The sequence below is a fragment of the Burkholderia sp. HMSC10F09 genome (genome assembly GCF_001806955.1).
Classification (GTDB): domain Bacteria; phylum Pseudomonadota; class Gammaproteobacteria; order Burkholderiales; family Burkholderiaceae; genus Burkholderia; species Burkholderia multivorans.
Genome location: NZ_KV786647.1, coordinates 1 through 19,597, shown reverse-complemented (window position 1 = coordinate 19,597; position 19,597 = coordinate 1). Strand labels below are relative to the sequence as shown.

Annotated in this window: 19 protein-coding genes, 1 pseudogene and 1 riboswitch; of the genes and pseudogenes, 11 read left to right on the top strand and 9 right to left on the bottom strand. The window is 68.3% G+C overall.

All coding sequences use genetic code 11. From position 1 onward, the window contains the following. Positions 1 to 180, top strand: a pseudogene (locus tag HMPREF3115_RS10325) (RNA helicase); the annotation flags it as partial. Here HMPREF3115_RS10325 and HMPREF3115_RS10320 read toward each other — a convergent pair. From HMPREF3115_RS10320 to HMPREF3115_RS10310, 3 genes are all read right to left on the bottom strand, one after another. Further along, positions 174 to 680 carry a hypothetical protein gene (locus HMPREF3115_RS10320; protein ID WP_006406525.1) on the bottom strand — a complete coding sequence of 169 codons (507 nt, stop codon included), beginning with the start codon at positions 678 to 680 and terminating at the stop codon, positions 174 to 176. The pseudogene HMPREF3115_RS10325 and the gene HMPREF3115_RS10320 sit on opposite strands and share 7 nt — an antisense overlap. A gap of 67 nt (positions 681 to 747) precedes the next feature. After that, positions 748 to 1,575, bottom strand: coding sequence for a ferritin-like domain-containing protein (locus HMPREF3115_RS10315; protein WP_006398364.1), 828 nt, complete (start codon positions 1,573 to 1,575; stop codon positions 748 to 750). A gap of 290 nt (positions 1,576 to 1,865) precedes the next feature. Further along, positions 1,866 to 3,506, bottom strand: coding sequence for a gamma-glutamyltransferase family protein (locus HMPREF3115_RS10310; protein ID WP_006406527.1), 1,641 nt, complete (start codon positions 3,504 to 3,506; stop codon positions 1,866 to 1,868). Positions 3,507 to 3,709: 203 nt separating this feature from the next. Here HMPREF3115_RS10310 and HMPREF3115_RS10305 point away from each other — a divergent pair, with 203 nt between their 5' ends. Both HMPREF3115_RS10305 and HMPREF3115_RS10300 read left to right on the top strand, forming a co-directional pair. Then, on the top strand, positions 3,710 to 4,489 hold the full coding sequence (locus HMPREF3115_RS10305; protein WP_006406529.1) for a DeoR/GlpR family DNA-binding transcription regulator: 780 nt from the start codon (positions 3,710 to 3,712) through the stop codon (positions 4,487 to 4,489). 301 nt (positions 4,490 to 4,790) lie between these two features. After that, on the top strand, positions 4,791 to 4,988 hold the full coding sequence (locus HMPREF3115_RS10300; protein WP_006398360.1) for a phage tail assembly chaperone: 198 nt from the start codon (positions 4,791 to 4,793) through the stop codon (positions 4,986 to 4,988). 89 nt (positions 4,989 to 5,077) lie between these two features. Here the strand turns inward: HMPREF3115_RS10300 and HMPREF3115_RS10295 are convergent, their stop codons facing one another. Next, the gene (locus HMPREF3115_RS10295) at positions 5,078 to 5,434 is read right to left on the bottom strand and encodes a hypothetical protein (RefSeq protein ID WP_006406531.1); all 357 of its coding nucleotides are present in this window, start codon (positions 5,432 to 5,434) and stop codon (positions 5,078 to 5,080) included. A gap of 181 nt (positions 5,435 to 5,615) precedes the next feature. On the opposite strand from HMPREF3115_RS10295, the gene glpD reads away from it, so the two are divergent. The 3 genes from glpD (at position 5,616) to HMPREF3115_RS10280 (ending at position 9,538) form a co-directional block, all read left to right on the top strand. Further along, positions 5,616 to 7,139 carry a glycerol-3-phosphate dehydrogenase gene (glpD, locus tag HMPREF3115_RS10290; RefSeq protein ID WP_006406532.1) on the top strand — a complete coding sequence of 508 codons (1,524 nt, stop codon included), beginning with the start codon at positions 5,616 to 5,618 and terminating at the stop codon, positions 7,137 to 7,139. A gap of 98 nt (positions 7,140 to 7,237) precedes the next feature. Beyond that, entirely contained in the window at positions 7,238 to 8,740 is a 1,503-nt protein-coding gene (gene glpK / locus HMPREF3115_RS10285) for a glycerol kinase GlpK (protein ID WP_006406533.1), read from the top strand. An 81-nt stretch (positions 8,741 to 8,821) separates the two neighbouring features. Further along, positions 8,822 to 9,538, top strand: a complete 717-nt coding sequence (locus HMPREF3115_RS10280) for an MIP/aquaporin family protein (protein WP_006398355.1) — start codon at positions 8,822 to 8,824, stop codon at positions 9,536 to 9,538. Positions 9,539 to 9,647: 109 nt separating this feature from the next. On the opposite strand, the gene HMPREF3115_RS10275 is transcribed toward HMPREF3115_RS10280, so the two are convergent. Genes HMPREF3115_RS10275 through HMPREF3115_RS10265 form a run of 3 tightly spaced genes read right to left on the bottom strand, consistent with a single transcriptional unit; the run spans position 9,648 to position 12,347 of the window. Continuing rightward, complete coding sequence (locus HMPREF3115_RS10275) at positions 9,648 to 10,883, bottom strand: NAD(P)/FAD-dependent oxidoreductase (protein ID WP_070554333.1); 1,236 nt, start codon at positions 10,881 to 10,883, stop codon at positions 9,648 to 9,650. 4 nt (positions 10,884 to 10,887) lie between these two features. Then, entirely contained in the window at positions 10,888 to 11,196 is a 309-nt protein-coding gene (locus tag HMPREF3115_RS10270) for a non-heme iron oxygenase ferredoxin subunit (RefSeq protein WP_006406535.1), read from the bottom strand. Positions 11,197 to 11,231: 35 nt separating this feature from the next. Continuing rightward, the gene (locus HMPREF3115_RS10265; RefSeq protein WP_371089396.1) at positions 11,232 to 12,347 is read right to left on the bottom strand and encodes a fatty acid desaturase family protein; all 1,116 of its coding nucleotides are present in this window, start codon (positions 12,345 to 12,347) and stop codon (positions 11,232 to 11,234) included. A 143-nt stretch (positions 12,348 to 12,490) separates the two neighbouring features. Between HMPREF3115_RS10265 and HMPREF3115_RS10260 the strand changes: the two genes are divergently transcribed. The 5 genes from HMPREF3115_RS10260 to HMPREF3115_RS10240 all read left to right on the top strand — a co-directional run bounded on the left by HMPREF3115_RS10260 (position 12,491) and on the right by HMPREF3115_RS10240 (position 17,432). After that, positions 12,491 to 13,552, top strand: coding sequence for a LacI family DNA-binding transcriptional regulator (locus HMPREF3115_RS10260; RefSeq protein ID WP_070554330.1), 1,062 nt, complete (start codon positions 12,491 to 12,493; stop codon positions 13,550 to 13,552). 162 nt (positions 13,553 to 13,714) lie between these two features. Then, the gene (locus tag HMPREF3115_RS10255) at positions 13,715 to 14,791 is read left to right on the top strand and encodes a xylose isomerase (RefSeq protein WP_223852576.1); all 1,077 of its coding nucleotides are present in this window, start codon (positions 13,715 to 13,717) and stop codon (positions 14,789 to 14,791) included. Continuing rightward, positions 14,788 to 15,615: a TIM barrel protein gene (locus HMPREF3115_RS10250; RefSeq protein ID WP_069220543.1), complete on the top strand. Its 828-nt coding sequence runs from the start codon at positions 14,788 to 14,790 to the stop codon at positions 15,613 to 15,615. Before HMPREF3115_RS10255 ends, HMPREF3115_RS10250 begins: the two co-directional genes overlap by 4 nt. Before the next feature lie 46 nt (positions 15,616 to 15,661). Further along, on the top strand, positions 15,662 to 16,648 hold the full coding sequence (gene iolG, locus HMPREF3115_RS10245) for an inositol 2-dehydrogenase (protein ID WP_070554328.1): 987 nt from the start codon (positions 15,662 to 15,664) through the stop codon (positions 16,646 to 16,648). Between the two features lie 97 nt (positions 16,649 to 16,745). After that, positions 16,746 to 17,432 carry an HAD family hydrolase gene (locus tag HMPREF3115_RS10240; RefSeq protein WP_070554327.1) on the top strand — a complete coding sequence of 229 codons (687 nt, stop codon included), beginning with the start codon at positions 16,746 to 16,748 and terminating at the stop codon, positions 17,430 to 17,432. Between the two features lie 99 nt (positions 17,433 to 17,531). On the opposite strand, the gene ribB is transcribed toward HMPREF3115_RS10240, so the two are convergent. Further along, positions 17,532 to 18,242 carry a 3,4-dihydroxy-2-butanone-4-phosphate synthase gene (ribB, locus tag HMPREF3115_RS10235; RefSeq protein WP_070554325.1) on the bottom strand — a complete coding sequence of 237 codons (711 nt, stop codon included), beginning with the start codon at positions 18,240 to 18,242 and terminating at the stop codon, positions 17,532 to 17,534. A 118-nt stretch (positions 18,243 to 18,360) separates the two neighbouring features. Further along, positions 18,361 to 18,509, bottom strand: a riboswitch (FMN riboswitch). A 165-nt stretch (positions 18,510 to 18,674) separates the two neighbouring features. Continuing rightward, a complete protein-coding gene (locus HMPREF3115_RS10230; protein ID WP_006398345.1) occupies positions 18,675 to 19,358 on the bottom strand; it encodes a helix-turn-helix domain-containing protein in 684 nt (227 codons plus the stop codon). Between the last annotated feature and the right edge of the window lie 239 nt (positions 19,359 to 19,597).

Genomic DNA, 19,597 nt, shown 5'->3' with positions numbered 1-19,597 from the left:
GCCGGCGGCGCCGCCCAGCAGCCCGGCGCGAAGCGCGACGGCCAGGCACCGAAGCCGAAGGCGGCCGCAAAGCCGCGCTCGCAGGGCAGCGGGAACGGCAACGGCGCGCGTCCGTCGAACGGCAACGCCGCGCACCCGAACCGCAATCGTTCGTCACGCAGCGGCCAGCGCGGTCACTGAAGCCGTGCAGCCGCGCGCCGCAGGTGCTCGACCTGGCGCTGCCAGCGTGCGAGCACCGCGGCGCGCTCGCCTTCCAGCGCAAACGTGACACCCGTCGCGAGACGCGCATAGCCCACGCGCTGCGCATCGCCGTGCGCGATCGTCGCAGCGAAGCCGGCCAATCCGCCGAATGCCCCTTCGAGCGGCGCGACGTTCAGTTGCGCCTGATAGAACGCGTCGTCCGCAACGAGCGTCAGCGCGGCCGCACGCCGCTGCGCGAGCGCGCGCGCCGCACGCGACTGCGGCCATAGCGCGAGCAGCAGCGTGCGCGGATCGCGCGCATAGATCTCGCCGACGCTCAGCAGCGTCGTGCGCAATTGTCCGTCGTCGGTCGCGACGAGCAGCGACGCGGCGAAATCGGCGTGACGCTCGAGCGCGGTGCCGTCGAACAGCGAGACGACGGCCGGCGGCCACGCGTCGAACGTCCATTGTTCAAGCGCGTGGCGATGGGATGCGGTCATGGTGGCGAAGCCGGCTGGCAGTAAACGGCGGAACCGCAGCATAGCGGCCGCGGCCCCACGTTGTCGATCAGCGGAAGAACACGTGCTGCGTGATCTTCGTGAGCGGATAGTGCACGCCGGGCTGGATCTTCGCGGGCAGATCGAGTGGCTTGAGCAGCATCTTCACGCACATGTCGGCCGACAGATTGCGGCGCACGAGCGAGTTGATGCGCGCGACACGCGCACGGCTGTATTCGCTGTCGCCGACGCGATCGGGATACCGCACCGCGAACACGTGCCGCAGCGCGATCTCGGAATCCTCGTTCTTGATTTCCATCACGCGACGCATCAGCGCGCCGAGCACCGCGAGGCGGCCGTTGCCTTCGAGCTGGTTGTACTTCTTGAAAAATTTGAAGAAGTGCTTGTAGTGGCGCACTTCGTCGGTGCGGATGTTGTCGGTGATTTCCTTCAGCACCGGCTCGTCCGAGCACTCGTTGATCGCGCGATACAACGTGGCCGTGCCCGTCTCGACGACGCAGCGCGCGACCATCTCGAGCGCGCGCGTCTTCTCGAACGCTTCGACCGAGCACGTCTTCGAATACTCGTCGAAGAAGTTTGCGAACGCCGTATCCCAGTCGAACTCGGGCCACACGTGCGCGATGTAGGCCTTCAGCGCGCGGCCGTGCTGCAATTCTTCGTGCTCCCATGCATTGTTGAGCCACGCGGACACTTCGGGATCGTCGTTGAAGAACTCGCTCAGATTGCTCGTGTACAGATCGGAGCCGCTCTCGATGAACGACGCTGCGCACAGCAGCAGCAGCAAGTCCTCGTTCGCGGCCGCGCGCTGACGATCGATCCGGTTGAGGTCGATGTCTTCGATTCGCCACGGCATGACATGCGTCGTTTCAGTGTGCATGGTGGTGCGCTCCCAGACGTCGCACCGGGCGGCCCTCCGTGCCTTCGGCACGGCGACCGACCGCGGGCGGCGTTTTGCTTGCGTTTATAGTAGGCTGGTCCGGCCGAACCATCATCACGGCATCTTAGCCGGACTTTGAAGTTCGTGCTTCAGAGCACTGACCATACCCGCCTGACGCAGTTCCGCGACGTCCATTGCCGAATGTTAGACGCGTCATTCGAATCGCGCGCGCCAAGCGAAACGGGCGGCCGTTCGGCCGCCCGCGCATCGCGACAGCGGAAAGGAATCCGTCAGAAACCGGCGGCGAGACCGTCGCGGCGGCTGTCGCTCGCGGCGACGTAGCCGCGATCGGGATCGTCCGGATCGAGCCGCCACACGAACTGGCCCGAGCCGAAATCCATGTAAGGATCGTCGATCGACTTGATCGTATGGCCGCGCGCCGCCAGCGCCTCGACGGTCGCGCGATCCATCGTCGCTTCGACGTCGAGCGTGAAGTCGCGATTGACCTTCCATCGCGGCGCGCAGCACGCGGCCTGCGGCTGCTGCCCGTAGCCGAGCATCCGGACGATCGTCTGCAGATGGCCCTGCGGCTGCATGTCGCCGCCCATCACGCCGAAGCTCATCACGGCCTCGGTGCGCCCGCCGGCCTCCTCGGTCACGAACGCCGGGATGATCGTGTGGAACGGCCGCTTGCCGCCGGCCACCACGTTCGGCGACGCCGGGTCCATCGAGAAGCCGTGCCCGCGGTTCTGCAGCGCGATGCCCGCGCCGGGCACGACGAGGCCCGAGCCGAAGCCCATGTAGTTCGACTGGATGAAGCTGACCATCATCCCGCGTTCGTCGGCGGCCGACAGATAGATCGTGCCGCCCGAATGCGGGCGGCCGGCCTCGAAGTGCGTCGCGCGCATGCGGTCGATCTGCTTTGCGCGCGCCGCCAGATAGGCGTCGTCGAGCATCTGCCCGGGCGTGACTTCCATCGCGCGCGGGTCGGCAACGTAGCGGTAGACGTCCGCGAACGCGAGCTTCATCGCCTCGATCTGCAGATGCTGCGAATCGGCCGAGTCGACGGGCCAGTCCGTCACGCCCGCGTGCTCGGCGATCCCGAGCGCGATCAGCGCGGCGATGCCCTGTCCGTTCGGCGGAATTTCGTGAATCGTATGGCGACCGAAGCGTTTGCCGATCGGCTCGACCCATTCCGGACGATAGGCGCGCAAGTCTTCCGCGCTCAGCGCGCCGCCGCCTTCGCGCGCGAACGCGACGAGCTGCTCGGCGAGCGCCCCTTCGTAGAATGCGCGCGCGCCTTCGTTCGCGAGCGTGCGCAGCGTCTTCGCATGGCCGGGCAGGCACATGCGCTCGCCGACGAGCGGCGCGCGGCCGCGCGGCATGAAGGTCTCCGCGAAGCCGGGCAGGCCCTGCAGCTCGGGCACGGCGGCCGCCCACTTGTGCGCGACGATCGGCGACACCGAATAGCCGCGCTGCGCGATGTCGATCGCCGGCTCGAGCAGGTCGGCGAACGGCAGCGAGCCGAACTTCGCGTGCAGCGCTTCCCAGCCCGCGATCACGCCGGGCACCGTGACGGTGTCCCAGCCGCGCGTCGGCTTGCGCGCGATGCCGTGCGCGTCCTCGCCGTGGCGCCGGCGAAAATAGTCGACGCTCCACGCGGCCGGCGCGACGCCCGACGCATTCAGGCCGTGGAGCTTGCCGCCGTCCCAGACGAGCGCGAACGCATCGCCGCCGAGCCCGCACGATACGGGCTCGACGACCGTGATCGCGGCGGCCGCCGCGAGCGCCGCGTCGACCGCGTTGCCGCCCTTCCACAGCATCCGCAGCCCGGCCTGCGCGGCGAGCGGATGCGACGTCGATACGACGTTGCGCGCGAACACCGGGATACGGGGCGTCGGATACGGGTTGTGCCAGTTGAAGTCAGTCATCGGTCTACCTCGTCGAAAACGAATGGAATGCGCTCCCCGCGCGCGGGGAATCCGCCATTGCATCGCGATCGGCGTAATCGCACAAATTCATTTGTGAAATGAATCCATGTGCGATTCGCATGAATCGGGTGTACCCGCGTGCCGGCGGCGCGACGGACACCCTTACAATATCCGCTTCGTTTTCACGCCCCCGAACGTCGAACATGAGCAGAGATCCCCGCCTCACCCTGAACGCGCGCCAGCAGGAATTGCTCGAATGGGTGCAGCGCGACGGCTTCGTGACCGTCGACGATCTCGCCGCGCATTTCGCCGTCACGCCGCAGACGATCCGCCGCGACGTGAACTGGCTCGCCGACCTGAACCTGCTGCGCCGCTATCACGGCGGCGCGAGCCTGCCGACCAGCTCCGAGAACGTGTCGTACACCGCGCGGCAGCGGATGTTCCACGACGAGAAGCGGCGCATCGCCGCGCTCGCGGCGTCGCACATCCCCGATCAGGCGTCGCTCTTCATCAACCTCGGCACGACCACCGAGGAAGTCGCGCGCGCGCTGAACCGCCATCACGGGCTGCGCGTGATCACGAACAACCTGAACGTCGCGTCGATGATGAGCGGCTACCCCGACTGCGAGGTGCTGATCACCGGCGGCATCGTGCGGCCCTGGGACAAGGGCATCGTCGGCGAACTCGCGATCGACTTCATCCGGCAGTTCAAGGTCGACTACGCGATCGTCGGCACGTCCGCAATCGAGGCCGACGGCACGCTGCGCGACTTCGATACGCGCGAGGTGCGCGTCGCGGAGGCGATCATCGAGCATGCGCGCACGGTCTACCTCGTCGCCGATCATTCGAAGATCGGCCGGCCGGCGCTCGTGCGCCAGGGCCATCTGAGCCAGGTTCACGCGCTGTTCACCGACAAGCCGCTGCCGGCCGACATGGCCGATACGATCGCCGCGGCCGGCACGCAGGTGTACGTCGCCGAATGATCGGCGCGATGCTGCGCCGCACCGACAACTTCAAGTGAAATCAAGAAGTTGGCCGCGCGGCCGAACCGCTTGTGGATGGCCTGCCTGTCAAACGGAAAATTAACGGGGCACGATTTGTCGTTGCCTGCGCACTCGACTAGACTCCAGTTCCCCGGCCCGTTTGCCGCTCTGCCTGTGCCAGGGCGAGCGCGAACCGCATGGCCGGCGAATGCAGCTTTTCCCCCCAAGCCATCCCCCGCGGGGTACGTGCGCCGGCATCGATGCCGGCCGCGCGGGCAGACCGGTTGCCATGGAGAGAACGATGCTGAGTCCGCATGAATTCGCCACGCTATTGCTTGTGAAAGACGCACCCGACCAGACCAGCATGGATCGGGAAGAACTCGACGCGCTGCTCGAACAACAGCTCGTCCGCCTCGAAGGGCTCGGATCGGGGCGAAAATACTGCGTGACCGAAACCGGTGACGCCACGCTGCGGTCGATCAAGTACCGCTATTCGTAAGTCCCGCCGTTTGTGACCTGCCCGCGGCCGGCCTCCCGGCCGCGCCGCGTTTTCAGGCCCACCGCTCCCGTTGTTTCGCTCCGCTCGCTTCAACCGCCGCGCAACGTCGGATCGACCGCCGCGCGCCAGCTGACGGCCTGCGCCCGCGCGCCGTTCAGATACGCGACCCAGCCGGCGCGGCCCGGCGCGTCCGGCGCCGCGTAATGCGCGGAAAGTTCGTTTACGAACGCGCAGTAGTTCGCCTGGGACAGCCCGCGATAGCGCTTCGCGACGTACGCGTCGTACATCGCCGAATAGACCGGCTGCGCGTCCGCGCCCCAGTCGCGCGCGGTGCCGCCGCACGCCGTCTGTAGATCGACGAACGACGGCGCCCGCCAGTTGCCGGCGAGCGGCGGCGTGCCTGCGCTGCAGGCCGCCAGCACCACGGCGCACGCGCCGATCCCCATCCCAATACGCATGATTCACCTCGCGAAACGGTCGATCCCGCCAGTATCGTCCGGGAACGCGCGGCGCGCCACCCGCCCCTCTTTTTCGAACTTTACTTTTTCGATTTCGTTCGTTAAATTTCGAATTCGAACATTTCGTGTTCGATCCATGACCTCGACTCTCGAACGATAAGGACAGCAGGTGAATCAACCGAATCGCTACGATCTGCTCGTCGTCGGCGGCGGCATCAACGGCGCGGGCATCGCGCGCGATGCGGCCGGCCGCGGCCTGTCGGTTTTGCTCTGCGAGCAGGACGATCTCGCATCGCACACGTCGTCGGCCAGCACGAAGCTGATTCACGGCGGTCTGCGCTATCTCGAGTACAAGGAATTCGGGCTCGTGCGCAAGGCGCTGCAGGAGCGCGAGACGCTGCTGCGCGCGGCGCCGCACATCATGTGGCCGCTGCGCTTCGTGATGCCGCACATGCCGAACCTGCGTCCGGCCTGGCTGATCCGCATCGGCCTGTTCCTCTACGATCACCTCGCGAAACGCGAGCTGCTGCCCGGCTCGCGCGGCATCGACATGCGCCGCCATGCGGCCGGCGCACCGCTCGTCGATTCGATCCGGCGCGGCTTCGTCTATTCGGACGGCTGGGTCGACGATGCGCGCCTCGTCGTGCTGAACGCGCTCGACGCGAAGGAGCGCGGCGCTGAGATCCTCACGCGCACGAAGCTCGTGTCGGCCGAGCGCCGCAGCGACGAATGGGAAGCGCGGCTGCAGCAGCCGGACGGCGCGATCCGCGTCGTGCGTGCGTGTGCGATCGCGAACGCGGCCGGCCCGTGGGTCGGCGACGTGCTGCACGGTGCGCTCGGGCGCGGCGCGCATCATAGCGTGCGGCTCGTGAAGGGCAGCCACATCGTCACGCGCCGGCTGTTCGATCACGATCACGCCTACATCTTCCAGAACCCCGACAAGCGGATCATCTTCGCGATCCCGTACGAGCGCGACTTCACGCTGATCGGCACGACCGACGTCGAATACACGAGCGATCCGGCGCGCGTCGCGATCGATCGCGACGAGACGCAGTATCTGTGCGATTCGATCAACCGCTACTTCAAGCGCAAGATCTCGCCGGCCGACGTGCACTGGACCTATTCCGGCGTGCGGCCGCTGCTCGAAGACGAAAACGCCGCGAACGCGTCGGCCGTCACGCGCGACTACCGGCTCGAGATGGACGACGGCGAAGGCGCACCGCTGCTGTCGGTGTTCGGCGGCAAGATCACGACGTTCCGCAAGCTCGCCGAAGAAGCCGGCGACATGCTGTGCCGCGCGCTCGGCCGCGACGCACCGGCATGGACCGCCGGCGCCCCGCTGCCGGGCGGCGACATCGCGAACGCCAAATTCGATGCGTTCGCCGACGCATTCGCGAAGCGCCATCGCTGGCTGCCCGCACCGCTCGCGCGCCGGTATGCGCGCGCGTACGGCACGCGTGCCGCGCGCGTCGTCGGCAATGCGCAGTCGCTGGCCGATCTCGGCGCCGAGATCGTGCCCGGCCTGTTCGAGGCCGAGCTGCGCTACCTGCGCGATACCGAATGGGCGACCTGCGCGCAGGACGTGCTGTGGCGCCGCTCGAAGCTCGGGCTGCACGTCGCGCCGGGCACGCTCGACGCGGCGAGCGCCGCGCTCGATGCGTGGTTCGCGGCCGCGCACGCGCCGCACGCGTGATCGATCGCCCGAGCAGTTTGCTTGACCGACGTTGATTCACCGACGCGCCGCGGCATACGGCGCGCATCACAACTAATCCACGGATGGAGATGAGAGACATGCAGGACCAGTACATCCTCGCGCTCGACCAGGGCACGACGAGCTCCCGCGCGATGCTGTTCGATCGGCAGGGCAATATCGTGTCGATCGCGCAGAAAGAGTTCGAACAAATCTACCCGCAGCCCGGCTGGGTCGAGCACGACCCGCAGGAAATCTGGTCGACGCAGGCGGGCGTCGCCGCCGAAGCCGTCACGCGCACCGGCCTGAACGGCACGTCGATCGCCGCGATCGGCATCACGAACCAGCGCGAGACGACGATCGTCTGGGATCGCGAAACGGGCCAGCCCGTCTACAACGCGATCGTCTGGCAGGACCGCCGCACCGCCGACTTCTGCGATTCGCTGAAAAAGCAGGGGCTCGAAGCGAAGGTGCGCGCGAAAACGGGCCTGCCGATCGACTCGTACTTCTCCGCGACGAAGATCCGCTGGATCCTCGACAACGTGCCGGGCGCGCGCGACAAGGCGCGTCAGGGCAAGCTCGCGTTCGGCACGGTCGACAGCTGGCTCGTGTGGAACTTCACGAAGCACGAGCTGCACGTGACCGACGTGACGAATGCGTCGCGCACGATGCTGTTCAACATCCATACGCGCCAGTGGGACGACGAGTTGCTCGAACTGCTCGACATCCCGCGCAGCATGCTGCCGGAAGTGAAGGCGTCGTCGGAGATCTACGGCCATACGAAAACCACCGTGTTCGCGTCGAAGATTCCGCTCGCGGGCATCGCGGGCGACCAGCACGCGGCGCTGTTCGGCCAGATGTGCACGACGTCCGGGATGGTGAAGAACACGTACGGCACCGGCTGCTTCCTGATGATGAATACCGGCGACAAGCCGATCGAGTCGAAGAACAACCTCGTGACGACGATCGCCTGGCAGATCGGCGACGACGTGCAGTACGCGCTCGAAGGCAGCATCTTCATCGCGGGCGCGGTCGTGCAGTGGCTGCGCGACGGCCTCGGCATCATCAAGACGGCCGCCGAGATCGAAGCGCTCGCCGCGAGCGTGCCGCACAGCGACGGCGTCTATCTGGTGCCCGCGTTCGCCGGCCTCGGCGCGCCGCACTGGAACGCGCGCGCACGCGGCTCGCTGTTCGGCGTCACGCGCGGCACGCGCGACGCGCATCTCGCGCGCGCGGCGCTCGATGCGATCGCGTATCAATCGCTCGACGTGCTGGCCGCGATGGAAGCCGATTCGGGCATCAGCATCGGCGAGCTGCGCGTCGACGGCGGCGCGAGCGCGAACAACCTGCTGATGCAGTTCCAGGCCGACCTGCTCGGCGTCGATGCGGTGCGTCCGCAGATCACCGAAACGACGGCGCTCGGCGCCGCGTATCTCGCGGGCCTCGCGATCGGCTACTGGAAGAATCTCGACGAAGTGCGCAGCCAGTGGCAGCTCGATCGCCGCTTCGCACCGTCGATGCCCAAGCAGCAGGTCGAGCGCTGCATGGCCGGCTGGCAGCGCGCGGTCCGTGCGGCAAAGGCCTGGGCCGACGACGCGCAGTAAGCGCCGCGTCGCGAACGACACAACAACAACGCCGGCGGACCGCGCACTGCGCGAGTCCGCCGCGATCTACGAGAGACAAACATGTCACCCTATATCGCAGAATTCATCGGCACGGCGATCCTCGTGCTGCTCGGCAATGGCGCGGTCGCGAACGTCCTGCTCGCGAAGACCAAAGGCAAAGGCGCCGATCTGATCGTGATCGTGATGGGATGGGCGATGGCCGTATTCGTCGCCGTCTACGTGACCGCATCGTTCAGCGGCGCGCATCTGAACCCGATCGTCACGATCAGTCTCGCGCTCGCCGGCAAGTTCCCGTGGGCGAAAGTCGGCGGCTACGTGCTCGCACAGATGCTCGGCGGGATGGCCGGCGCGCTGCTCGTCTGGCTCGCGTATCGCCAGCACTTCGCGAAGGAAGCCGATGCGGACCTGAAGCTCGCGGTGTTCTGCACCGCGCCCGCGATCCGCAGCGTCACGCATAACGTGCTGACCGAAGCGATCTGTACCTTCGTGCTGATCCTCGGCGTGCTCTATCTCGCGTCGCCGCAGGTCGGACTCGGTGCACTCGACGCGCTGCCCGTCGGCCTGCTCGTGCTCGGCATCGGCATCTCGCTCGGCGGCCCGACCGGCTATGCGATGAGCCCCGCGCGCGACCTGTCGCCGCGCATCATGCACGCGCTGCTGCCGATCCCCGGCAAGCGCGACAGCGACTGGCGCTATGCATGGGTGCCGGTGATCGGCCCGCTGCTCGGCGGCGCCGCGGCCGCCGCACTGTATCTGCATCTGCACACGACGGTCTGAGCGACGTCGTACGTGCGTCGAAGCGCGCGACACACTCGGCGCCGCGCGCTTCGACCACGCACCCTCCCTTCTCAGCGCACGGCGCCGCACGCGCCGCGGCTCCTTCATCTCAGCGCAGCAGCGATTTCAGCTTCGCGCCGGTGTCCGCGACGTCGGCGGGCGTCACGTCCGCCACGCGCTCGACCAGCATCCTCGCGACCCGCATCTCCTTCACCCACGCGGACGCGCAGCCGAATCCGCTCGCCGCGACGAGCCGCGTCTGCGCATCGAAATGGAAGCGGATTTCCGCGTCGTCGTCGAGCACGCGCGCGACGGTCCGCTCGCCGAGCGCGGGCTCGCCGACGACCTGCAGTTGCGCGTCGTACTGATCGGACCAGAACCAGCGCACGTCGCGATACGGTTCGCCGGCGCCCAGCATGTTGCGCGCGGCGACGCGCGCCTGCGTCTCGGCGCCGTGCCACGTCTCCTGCCGCACGCGACGTGCCGACCGGCCGCCAGGAAACACCGCGACGTCGCCGGCCGCGTAAATGCCGCGCGCCGACGTCTCGAGCCTTTCGTCGACGACGATCCCGCGATCGACCGCGAGCCCCGCGTCGCGGGCGAGTTCGTCCGCCGGCTCGATGCCGATCCCGACGACGACTGTATCGGCGATCAGCATGTCGCCGTCGTCGAGCATGACCGCGAGCGCGCCGCCCGCCGTGCGCTCGATTGCGACCGGCGCGCGATTGAGCCGGATCGCGACGCCGTGCCGAACGTGCAGCGCATGCACGCGCGCCGCGATCGTGTCCGGCACCGCGCGGCCGAGCACGCGCGACGCCGCGTCGAGCACGGTCACGCGACAGCCGCGCTGGCGCGCCGACGCCGCGACTTCGAGCCCGATGAATCCGCCGCCGATCAGCACGATGCGCGCATCGCGCACGAGCCGCGCGCCGAGCGCCGCGGCGTCGTCGAGCGTGCGCAAGGCGAGCACGCCGTCAAGATCGGCACCGGGAATCGCGAGGCGCCGCGCGCGGGCGCCGGTCGCCAGCAGCAGCGCGTCGTACGCGAACGCGCGGCCGTCCGACACGCGTATTTCGCGCGCCGCCGGATCGATCCGCTCGACGGTTGCGACGATCGGCTCGATCGCGTCCGCACGCCAGGCGTCGCGATCGCGCAGCGCGCATTGCGCGGCACTGCGCTCGCCGGTCAGCACGCCCTTCGACAGCGGCGGCCGTTCGTAGGGCAGATGCGGTTCCGCACCGATCAGCACGATGCGCCCGCGCCAGCCGTGTTCGCGCAGCACCTGCGCCGCACGGCCGCCCGCGTGGCCCGCGCCGACGATCGCCATCACGCGGTCGTTCGTCATGCCGTCATACCTCGATCAGCACACGGCCGTCCTCGATTCGCGCGCGATACGTGCGCAAGCGCTCGCATGCGGGTGCCGACAATGCGCGGCCGTCGCGCACGTCGAAGCGGCCGTTGTGCTTCGGACATTCGATCACGTGGTCGATCACGAGGCCGTCCGCGAGATGCACGCGTTCGTGCGTGCACATCCCGTCGCTCGCGTACACGTGTCCGTCGATCCGGTAGATCGCGTACGTGCGGCCGTCATGGTCGAAGCGCACGACGTCCTCGTCGTCGATGTCGTCGAAGCCGACGGCGTCGATCCATTGCGTCATGATGCGTGTCTCCTTCGTTGGCAGTTGAATGAACGTCATGCGCGCGCCGCATCGGGCACCGGCCGCACGACGTGATGGGACGGATCGCGCGTCTGCCGGATCAGCGCCGGCACGATCTCCGCGTAGGCCGCGAGCGTGCTCGGATACGGCGGCGGCATGTCGGCCTTCACGGCGTCGTGCAGCTTCGGCAGCGCGTGGAACGGCACCATCGGAAACATGTGATGTTCGACGTGGTAGTTCATGTTCCAGTACAGAAAGCGGAACACCGGATTCATCATCACGGTCCGGCAGTTGCGCCGATGATCGAGCACGTTCTCGGGCATGCCCGCGTGCTGCGTGAGCCCGAAGTAGAGGTACAGCCACGCGCCGTACAGGCTCGGCAAGCCGACATACAGCAGCGGCAGGATCGTTCGCGCATACAGCGCCGCGCCGATCGCGAGCGCATGGATCGCGAGGTGGATGCGCGCCTCGCGCACGACCTTCGGCCATTCCGATTCGGGCACGTAGGTCTGCTCCTCGGCGTCGAGCCGGCCCGTGAACGCGGCCGCGATCATCTTGCGCAGCTCGCTCGCGACATGCTTGAGCGCGATCACGTTCAGCGCGAGCGCGAGCCAGTCGGTCGGCTTCGGTGCGGCGATTTCCGGGTCGCGGCCGACGACGAGCGTGTCCGTGTGATGGCGTGCATGGCTCCAGCGCCACACGGTTGCGCGGCGAAATACCTGGAACGACGCGACCTGATAGAGCACGTCGTTCATCCAGCGCGTGCGAAATGCGGTGCCATGCCCGCACTCGTGCCAGCGCGAATCGGCCGGGCTGCAGTAGAGCGTGCCGTACAGGAAGAACGCCGGAATCGCCCACGCCGAATGCGCGCGCCAAGCGAACCATGCGAGCACGCCGCTCGCGACGATCGACGCGTACCAGGTCAGCGTGTCGCGTATCGCGCGTGCATCGCGGCGCTGCATCAGCTGCTTCATCAGCGGCCGCGGCACCGCGCACCGGTACCACTCGGCATTGACGAGCCCGGCGGCACGCGCGCGCTCGCCCGCGCCGCCGATCATGCGGTATGCGTGACGGCGTGCCGCCGCGGGGCGCCGGTGCAGGTCGTCGTCGGTATGGGTCACGCGTGTCTCCCGATTCTCGTTCGCCGGCATGCGCACCTTGCGCACCGGCATGGAAGCGAAATTAGGCGACCGCCCTGCCCCGCTCAATCGAAACGTTGACGAAATTTCGCCATCGCTTTAGCGTTGGCGCACAACGCCACGCCATGCTGGCGACGACAACGATGGAGACGACCATGGCCGACCCTTCCGGTCCGCGCTGGCGCAAGCGCACCGCGCGCTTCGACGAGATCGCCGCGCTCGCGGGTGTCAGCACGACGACCGTCGACCGCGTGCTGAACGAGCGCGGCAGCGTGTCGGCCCGCGCGCGCGAACGCGTGGTGGCGGCCGCGCGCCAGCTCGGCGTGCCGCGCCAGCTGCCCGACACACGGCACGGGCTCGTCCACGTCGACGTGCTGTTGCCCGACACCGACGCGCCGTTCTTCCACCGGCTGCAGCAGGCGCTGCAGCGCTCGCTGCAGATGCTCGACCGGCGCGTCGTCGTGCATCGAACCATCGTCGCCGCCGCCGACGACGCGCGTGCCGCCGCGCTGATCGAACGTCCCGCATACCGGCGCGCGGCGCTGATCGTCACCGCGCACGACACGCCGCGCGTGCGCGACGCGCTGACCGCCGCGATCGCGCGCGGCGAGCACGTCGTGACGATGGTGACGGACATCGGCGGCATTGCTCGCGTCCACTATGCGGGCATCGACAACTACCGCGCCGGACGCACGGCCGGCTACTACATCGGCCGGCTCGCCGCGCGGCCCGGGCGCGTGCTGCTGCTCGGCGGCCGCATGGCTTACCGCGCGCACGCGCAGCGCATGTCCGGCTGCATGGATCAGCTCGGCGAAGCGTTCGGCGCGTTGCGCTGCGACGCGCCGATCGAAACGCTCGACGAGGACGACCGCTGCTACCGCGCGGTCACGAACGCATTGCGCGCGGGCGACGAGGTCGCCGCAATCTACAACAGCGGTGCCGGGTCGGCCGGCATCGAAGCCGCGCTGCGCAACGCGGGCGCGGCCGGCCGCGTCGTCTGGATCGGGCACGAGATGCTCGATCAGCACCGCGCGTATATCGAGGCCGGTTCGATGGACATCGCGATCGACCAGGACCCGGACGGTCAGGCGATCGCCGCGCTGCAGCACGTGCTGCACGCGTGCGGCATCGTCGAGCAGCGGCCGCCCGGCGACCCCGTCGAATTCCGCGTGTTCTGCGCCGCGAACGTGCGCACGAGCGCGTATCTGCCGGCCTGACGCGGCCGCGCGGCGCGCGTGATGCAGCGCGCGAAAAAATCGACGGCCGCGTTGGCGATTTTTCGTCAACGTTCGTCATGCAATGCGCGCCGCGCGGCCGTACAGTTGGCAGCCATCCAGTTCAACACGGTTCGACACCGGCTCAACGACGGACGGCAGACGATGGCTGACACGATCCTCATCGGCGTGAATCTCGACGGCGTGCTCGAGCACGACGGCTTGCCGCCGCCGACGCCGGCCGAGCGGTTCCGGATGATCGCCGACGCGCGCGTGTTCGACTACGTCGAGAAGAACCCGGTGAGCGGCGAAGATCTGACGCCGTACTTCGCGCTCGTCGAGCGCCATGCGCTGCCGATTCGCGTGATCGGCGGCATCTGGCGCGCGGGCCGCGACGATGCGCACGTGGCCGAAATCGTCGATGCGGGCGCGCGCTTCGGCAGCACGGTGCTCAACTGCCAGCTGCATGCTCATCACGCCGACGGCCATCCGCTGTCGGACCGCGAAGTCGCCGACTTCTACCTGCGCACGTACGAACGCGGCGAGCGCGTCGGCTGCCTGCCGTGCCTCGAAGTGCACGTCGACATGTGGAGCGAACGCTTCATGCGGATCGCACGCGTCGCGCGGCACGTCGAGCAGGCCGGCGTGCCGTTCCGGCTCACGCTCGACCATTCGCACCTGCTGTTCAAGATCGGCAATCGCGCGGAACTCGACGCATCGGGATTGCACGGCACGGCCGAGCGCATGCGCGAGAGGCTGGACCCCGCGTCGCCGTCGGCCGTCTACACCGAATGGATCGCGCGCGGCTGGGTCCGGCATGCGCATGCGCGCAGCGTGATCCCGAACAATCCGGACAACCGCTCGATGCGCCGTGCGGACGGCCGGCCGGGACGCGGCATCCAGTATCCGTTCGTCGCACCCGCGCCCGGCACCTATCACGATGCCTGGCATGCGGGTGCGCTCGACACGTGGAAGGCCGCGCTACGCGCGCTGCTGCAGTCGCAGGTGCACGCACGGCCTGTGCAGGTCGAGCAGATCAGCTGCGAATTCATTCCGTTTCCCGACTACGGCGGCGGCGCGCGCTACTCGATCTTCGACAACAACGTCGCGTGCGCGCAGTGGCTGCGCGACACATGGCACGCACTCGCCGCGACGCCGGACGATACGCACGGCGATGCGGCCGCGCACGACGTCACCCGTTTCGCTCACGCTTCCGTTCGACACCAGAGGACCGCACGATGACGCAAGCCTTCCATTTCTCGCTGAACCGGATCTGCGCGCCGCACATCCCGTTCGATCGCTATGTCGCGCTGTGCCGGCAGCTCGGCATCGACGCGATCGAGATCCGCAACGATCTCGACGGCGCGGAGCTCGCCGACGGCACGCCGGCCGCCGCGATCCGTGCGACGGCCGAAGCCGCCGGCGTGACGATCCTGACGATCAATGCGCTGCAGCGCTTCGACCAGTGGAACGCAGCGCGCGCGGACGAAGCGACGCTGCTCGCCGACTACGCCGCGCAATGCGGCGCACGCGCACTGGTGCTGTGTCCGACCAACAGCCGCGACGATGCGCGCGATGCCGAGACGCGACATGCCGATCTCGTGAACGCGCTGCGCGCATTGAAGCCGATCCTCGAAGCGCGCGGGCTGCTCGGCTTCATCGAGCCGCTCGGCTTCGAAGAATGCGCGCTGCGCCGCAAGTCGGACGCGGTCAAGGCGATCTACGCGGCGGCCGGCGAACCGGTGTTCCGTCTCGTGCACGACACGTTCCATCATCACCTCGCCGGCGAAGCGATCTTCTTCCCGAATCTGACGGGACTCGTTCATCTGTCGGGCGTCGAGGACGACGACCTGCCGGTCGAGCGGATGCGCGACGGCCATCGTGTGCTCGTCGGCCGCGCGGACCGGCTCGGCAACGTGCGGCAAGTGCGCGAGCTGCGTGCGCGCGGCTATCGCGGCGCGCTGTCGTTCGAGCCGTTCGCCACCGAGATCGCGCAGGCGCACGACATCGCCGCGCGGCTGCGTGCGAGCATCGACTACGTGCAGGGCGAACTCGAGCGCCGCTGAGCATGCGCACATGCGCGCAACCGACAAGACAAGACAAGAGAACACGATGATCGAATTCGCACTGTTCGGCGCCGACCGAATCGGCAAGATCCACGCCGCAAACCTCGCGCGCCATCCCGGCGCGACGCTGAAGTACGTGGTCGACCGGCACGCACCGTCGGCCGACGCACTCGCACGCGCGCACGGCGCGCAGGCCGCCGACGTCGAACGCGCGCTCGGCGACGCATCGGTCGGCGCGGTCGTCATCGCGTCGAGCACCGACACGCATGCGGACCTGATCGTCGCGGCCGCGAACGCCGGCAAGGCGGTGTTCTGCGAGAAGCCGGTCGACCTCGGCGTCGAACGCGCGCGCGAATGCGCGCAACGCGTTCGGCAAAGCGGCATCACGTGCATGATCGGCTTCCAGCGCCGCTTCGATCCGACCTTCGCCGCGCTGAAAGCGCGCGTCGAGCGCGGCGAGATCGGCGATCCGGAAATGCTGATCGTCACGAGCCGCGATCCGGGCGCGCCGCCGGTCGACTACATCCGCAGCTCGGGCGGCATCTTCAAGGACATGCTGATCCACGACTTCGATGTGTTCCGCTGGATGCTCGGCGACGAAGCGCAGACGTTGCATGCGACCGGCAGCTGCCTGACCGATCCTGCGGTGCGCGATGCGGGCGACATCGATTCGACGGCCGTGACGATCCGCACGCGACGCGGGCTGCTGTGTCAGATCAACACGTCGCGTCGCGCCGCGTACGGCTACGACCAGCGCTTCGAACTGCTCGGCAGCCGCGGGATGCTGCAGGCCGGCAACGTGCGGCCGACCGAAGTGAGCGTGTGGTCCGCGCAGGGCATCGCGACGGACGTGCCCGAGCCGTTCTTCCTCGAACGCTATCGGCACGCCTACGCGGCTGAGCTCGCGCATTTCGTCGACGCGCTGCGCGACGGCACACCGGTTCGGACGACGATCGACGACGGGCTCGCGGCGCTCGAACTCGCCGAAGCCGCGACGACGTCGTGGCGCACGGGGCGCGCGATCGACCTGTGATGTGTGCAGTGCGGGGAAGCGCTCACGGCGCGTCGGCGAAAGCACGTATCATGTGCGGGACGATCGGCGCCGCCGACTCCCCCGCTTCTTCACCATCATGCTCGATCACCTCATCTGCGACTGCGACGGCGTGCTTGTCGACAGCGAAGTCATTGCCGACCGCGTGCTGCTCGACACGCTGTCCGCCACGTTTCCCCACCTCGATTTCGAAACCGCCGCGAAAACCGCGTTCGGCCAGCAGACGTCGCGCTTCCTCGCCGGGCTCGAAGCGCGCTTCGCGATCCGGATGCCGGAGAACTTCCTCGAAACGATCGAGCACAACATCGAAGTCGCGCTCGCGCAATCGCTCGCGCCGATCGCGGGCGTCCGCGATGCGTTGCTGAAGGTCACGCTGCCGGCCGCGGTCGTGTCGAACAGCCGGCTCGCGCGCGTGCGCAATTCACTGAAGCGCGCGTCGCTCACCGAGATCTTCGGCGATCGCGTGTTCAGCTCCGAACAGGTCGCGCGGCCGAAACCGTACCCCGACGTATATCTGTACGCGGCGCAGACTCTCGGCGTCGCGCCGGAGCGCTGCATCGTCGTCGAGGATAGCGTGTCGGGGCTGAATGCCGCACGTGCGGCCGGGATGAAGACGATCGCGTTCGTCGGCGCGAGCCACATCCCCGACAATTACGCGGACGTGCTGCGCGGCATGGGCATGACGCGGATCATGCGCGACATGCGCGAGTTGCCGGCGCTCGTCGAGGCCGGGATGCGCGGCGAATTCGGCGACGTGCAGTCCTGATCGGGCGCGCGCCGGCCGGCACAGACGCCGGCGTTGGTCGGCCGCCGTCGGCGCAGGCTGTTTCGATGGGCGCGCGCCGACGCGCGTGCCGTTCCCGCCTCAGGCCGGTTCGCAGCAGCGTTCGCGTGCAGCCGCGAGCGCCGACCGGAATTCGACGAGTTCCGCGATGGTCAGCATCGGCAATCCATGCTGCTTGGCGAAGCGCTCGACGTCGTCGCCGCGCGTCATCGTGCCGTCCGGATTCATCAGCTCGCAGAGCACGCCGGCCGGCTTCAGCCCCGCGAGGATCGCGAGGTCGACGGTCCCTTCGGTATGGCCGCGGCGCGCGAGCACGCCGCCCGGTTGCGCGCGCAACGGAAAGACGTGGCCGGGCCGCACGATGTCGTGCGGCTTGGCGTCGTCGGCGATCGCGGCGCGGATCGTCGTCACACGATCGGCGGCCGACACGCCCGTATGCACGTCTTCGCGCGCCTCGATCGATACGGTAAAGGCCGTGCCGTTGCGGCTCTCGTTGGTCTGCACCATCGGCGGCAGCTCGAGCGCGCGCACCTTCTCGTCGGTCAGGCAAAGGCAGACGATCCCGCTGCATTCGCGGATCAACAGCGCCATCGTTTCGGGCGTGATGCGCTCGGCCGCGACGATCAGATCGGCCTCGTTCTCGCGGTCGTGGTCGTCCTGCAGCACGACGGCGCGGCCTGCGCGCAACGCGTCGAGCGCGGCGGCGATGCGCGGCGGCACCGGTTCGGCATCCAGCAACGGGAGATCGGCAAAGGCGTCGGCCGGTGCCGACGAAAGGGACATCAAGGACATGTGAAACGCTCCTCGCAAATACGATTTGGGCGAAAAACGTTTCAGGGCATTGCAAACAGACAGAACGACAACCCGCTTCGCATGCGACGCGAAGCGGCCCTGACGGACGTGACTATCTGCACATCTTCTCTCATCCGGACTGTGACCGTCGGCTCTGGCATTCGACCAGATCTGCTGACCCCGCGCGGTTGCGCGGGCGCTCGCGGGCTCGTCGGCTGACGCCGACCTACCGCCGGTGGGGAATTTCGCCCCGCCCTGAAGACGCACTGATTGCCGGCTGCGGCCCGCGATCGAACGAGGCGGGCGGTGGCCGGCGGGGCCAAGCATACAACAGCCGCGCGCACCGCGCAGCGAATCGCGGACAAAACCCTACCGACGACGACGTCTAAGCGCGTCGCCCGATCGATCGAGCCTCGTTCCGCGCAACGACACTCAAACGGCAGCGTGTGCGGCGTCCGGCACGAGCCAGCGCGGCGGCACCTCGGGGCTCACCGTCACGCGGAAGGCGCGCGCATCGCTGTCGCCGGGATTGCGCAGGCTGTACGGCTGATCGGCGTCGAACACGATCGCGTCGCCGGTCGCGAGTAGCTGGCGACGGTCGTGCACGACCACTTCGAGCGTCCCCTCGCTGACGACGAGGTTCACGGTCGTGCCCGGCGCGCGACGCACGCCGGGCTCGGTATGCAGCGGCGCGATCCGCAGTTCGTGGAATTCGGCCGCGACGGGCTCGCCTTCCGGATAGAGCGCGCGCGCCGAAAAGCGGCCGTTCGAGCTGACCACGCGCGATGCGCGCTCGGCGGGCAAGTGCTCGAAGCCGTTCACGGCATGACGGCGCAAGAACGCGGCGACCGACACTTTCAGCGCGGCCGCCACTTTGCACAGCACCTTGATCGACGGCACGCTGCGCGCCGACTCGATCTGCGCGAGCATCGCGCGCGACACGCCGGACAGCCGCGCGAGCGCGTCGAGCGACAGTTGCCGCTCGGCGCGCAGCCGCGCGAGATTCACGCCGACGATCCGCTCGAGCGCGTCGAACGAAGCGGACGTCTGCGCGTCGGCCGCCGCGCCGGACTCGAAGGAAGACACATCGCGCACGAGCGCCAGGGGTGAAGACATAACGTTGCCTCCGGGCCGCGGCGCGGCCCTGCGAAAGGGTAAGCCGGAATCGACATGGCGCCCGTCAGGACGCGTACCGACACGCTATCACCGCGCTTCGCACGGCCAAACGAAGTTATCTTCACACCGTTATCAGCATCGCGGAGGAATGCGTTTCGGCGGCGTCGGTTTGCCTGCGAAACGGACGCGGGCCGAGCGGGCCGCACCTTGCCGGCCGCACCTCGCCGGCCGCACCTCGC

Excerpts from the sequence above, each read along its gene's own strand:
- HMPREF3115_RS10320 (WP_006406525.1), bottom strand. The coding sequence starts at position 680 with ATGACCGCATCCCATCGCCACGCGCTTGAACAATGGACGTTCGACGCG.
- HMPREF3115_RS10315 (WP_006398364.1), bottom strand. The coding sequence starts at position 1,575 with ATGCACACTGAAACGACGCATGTCATGCCGTGGCGAATCGAAGACATC.
- HMPREF3115_RS10310 (WP_006406527.1), bottom strand. The coding sequence starts at position 3,506 with ATGACTGACTTCAACTGGCACAACCCGTATCCGACGCCCCGTATCCCG.
- HMPREF3115_RS10305 (WP_006406529.1), top strand. The coding sequence starts at position 3,710 with ATGAGCAGAGATCCCCGCCTCACCCTGAACGCGCGCCAGCAGGAATTG.
- HMPREF3115_RS10300 (WP_006398360.1), top strand. The coding sequence starts at position 4,791 with ATGCTGAGTCCGCATGAATTCGCCACGCTATTGCTTGTGAAAGACGCA.
- HMPREF3115_RS10295 (WP_006406531.1), bottom strand. The coding sequence starts at position 5,434 with ATGGGGATCGGCGCGTGCGCCGTGGTGCTGGCGGCCTGCAGCGCAGGC.
- glpK (WP_006406533.1), top strand. The coding sequence starts at position 7,238 with ATGCAGGACCAGTACATCCTCGCGCTCGACCAGGGCACGACGAGCTCC.
- HMPREF3115_RS10280 (WP_006398355.1), top strand. The coding sequence starts at position 8,822 with ATGTCACCCTATATCGCAGAATTCATCGGCACGGCGATCCTCGTGCTG.
- HMPREF3115_RS10275 (WP_070554333.1), bottom strand. The coding sequence starts at position 10,883 with ATGACGAACGACCGCGTGATGGCGATCGTCGGCGCGGGCCACGCGGGC.
- HMPREF3115_RS10270 (WP_006406535.1), bottom strand. The coding sequence starts at position 11,196 with ATGACGCAATGGATCGACGCCGTCGGCTTCGACGACATCGACGACGAG.
- HMPREF3115_RS10265 (WP_371089396.1), bottom strand. The coding sequence starts at position 12,347 with ATGCCGGCGAACGAGAATCGGGAGACACGCGTGACCCATACCGACGAC.
- HMPREF3115_RS10260 (WP_070554330.1), top strand. The coding sequence starts at position 12,491 with ATGGCCGACCCTTCCGGTCCGCGCTGGCGCAAGCGCACCGCGCGCTTC.
- HMPREF3115_RS10255 (WP_223852576.1), top strand. The coding sequence starts at position 13,715 with ATGGCTGACACGATCCTCATCGGCGTGAATCTCGACGGCGTGCTCGAG.
- HMPREF3115_RS10250 (WP_069220543.1), top strand. The coding sequence starts at position 14,788 with ATGACGCAAGCCTTCCATTTCTCGCTGAACCGGATCTGCGCGCCGCAC.
- iolG (WP_070554328.1), top strand. The coding sequence starts at position 15,662 with ATGATCGAATTCGCACTGTTCGGCGCCGACCGAATCGGCAAGATCCAC.
- HMPREF3115_RS10240 (WP_070554327.1), top strand. The coding sequence starts at position 16,746 with ATGCTCGATCACCTCATCTGCGACTGCGACGGCGTGCTTGTCGACAGC.
- ribB (WP_070554325.1), bottom strand. The coding sequence starts at position 18,242 with ATGTCCTTGATGTCCCTTTCGTCGGCACCGGCCGACGCCTTTGCCGAT.
- HMPREF3115_RS10230 (WP_006398345.1), bottom strand. The coding sequence starts at position 19,358 with ATGTCTTCACCCCTGGCGCTCGTGCGCGATGTGTCTTCCTTCGAGTCC.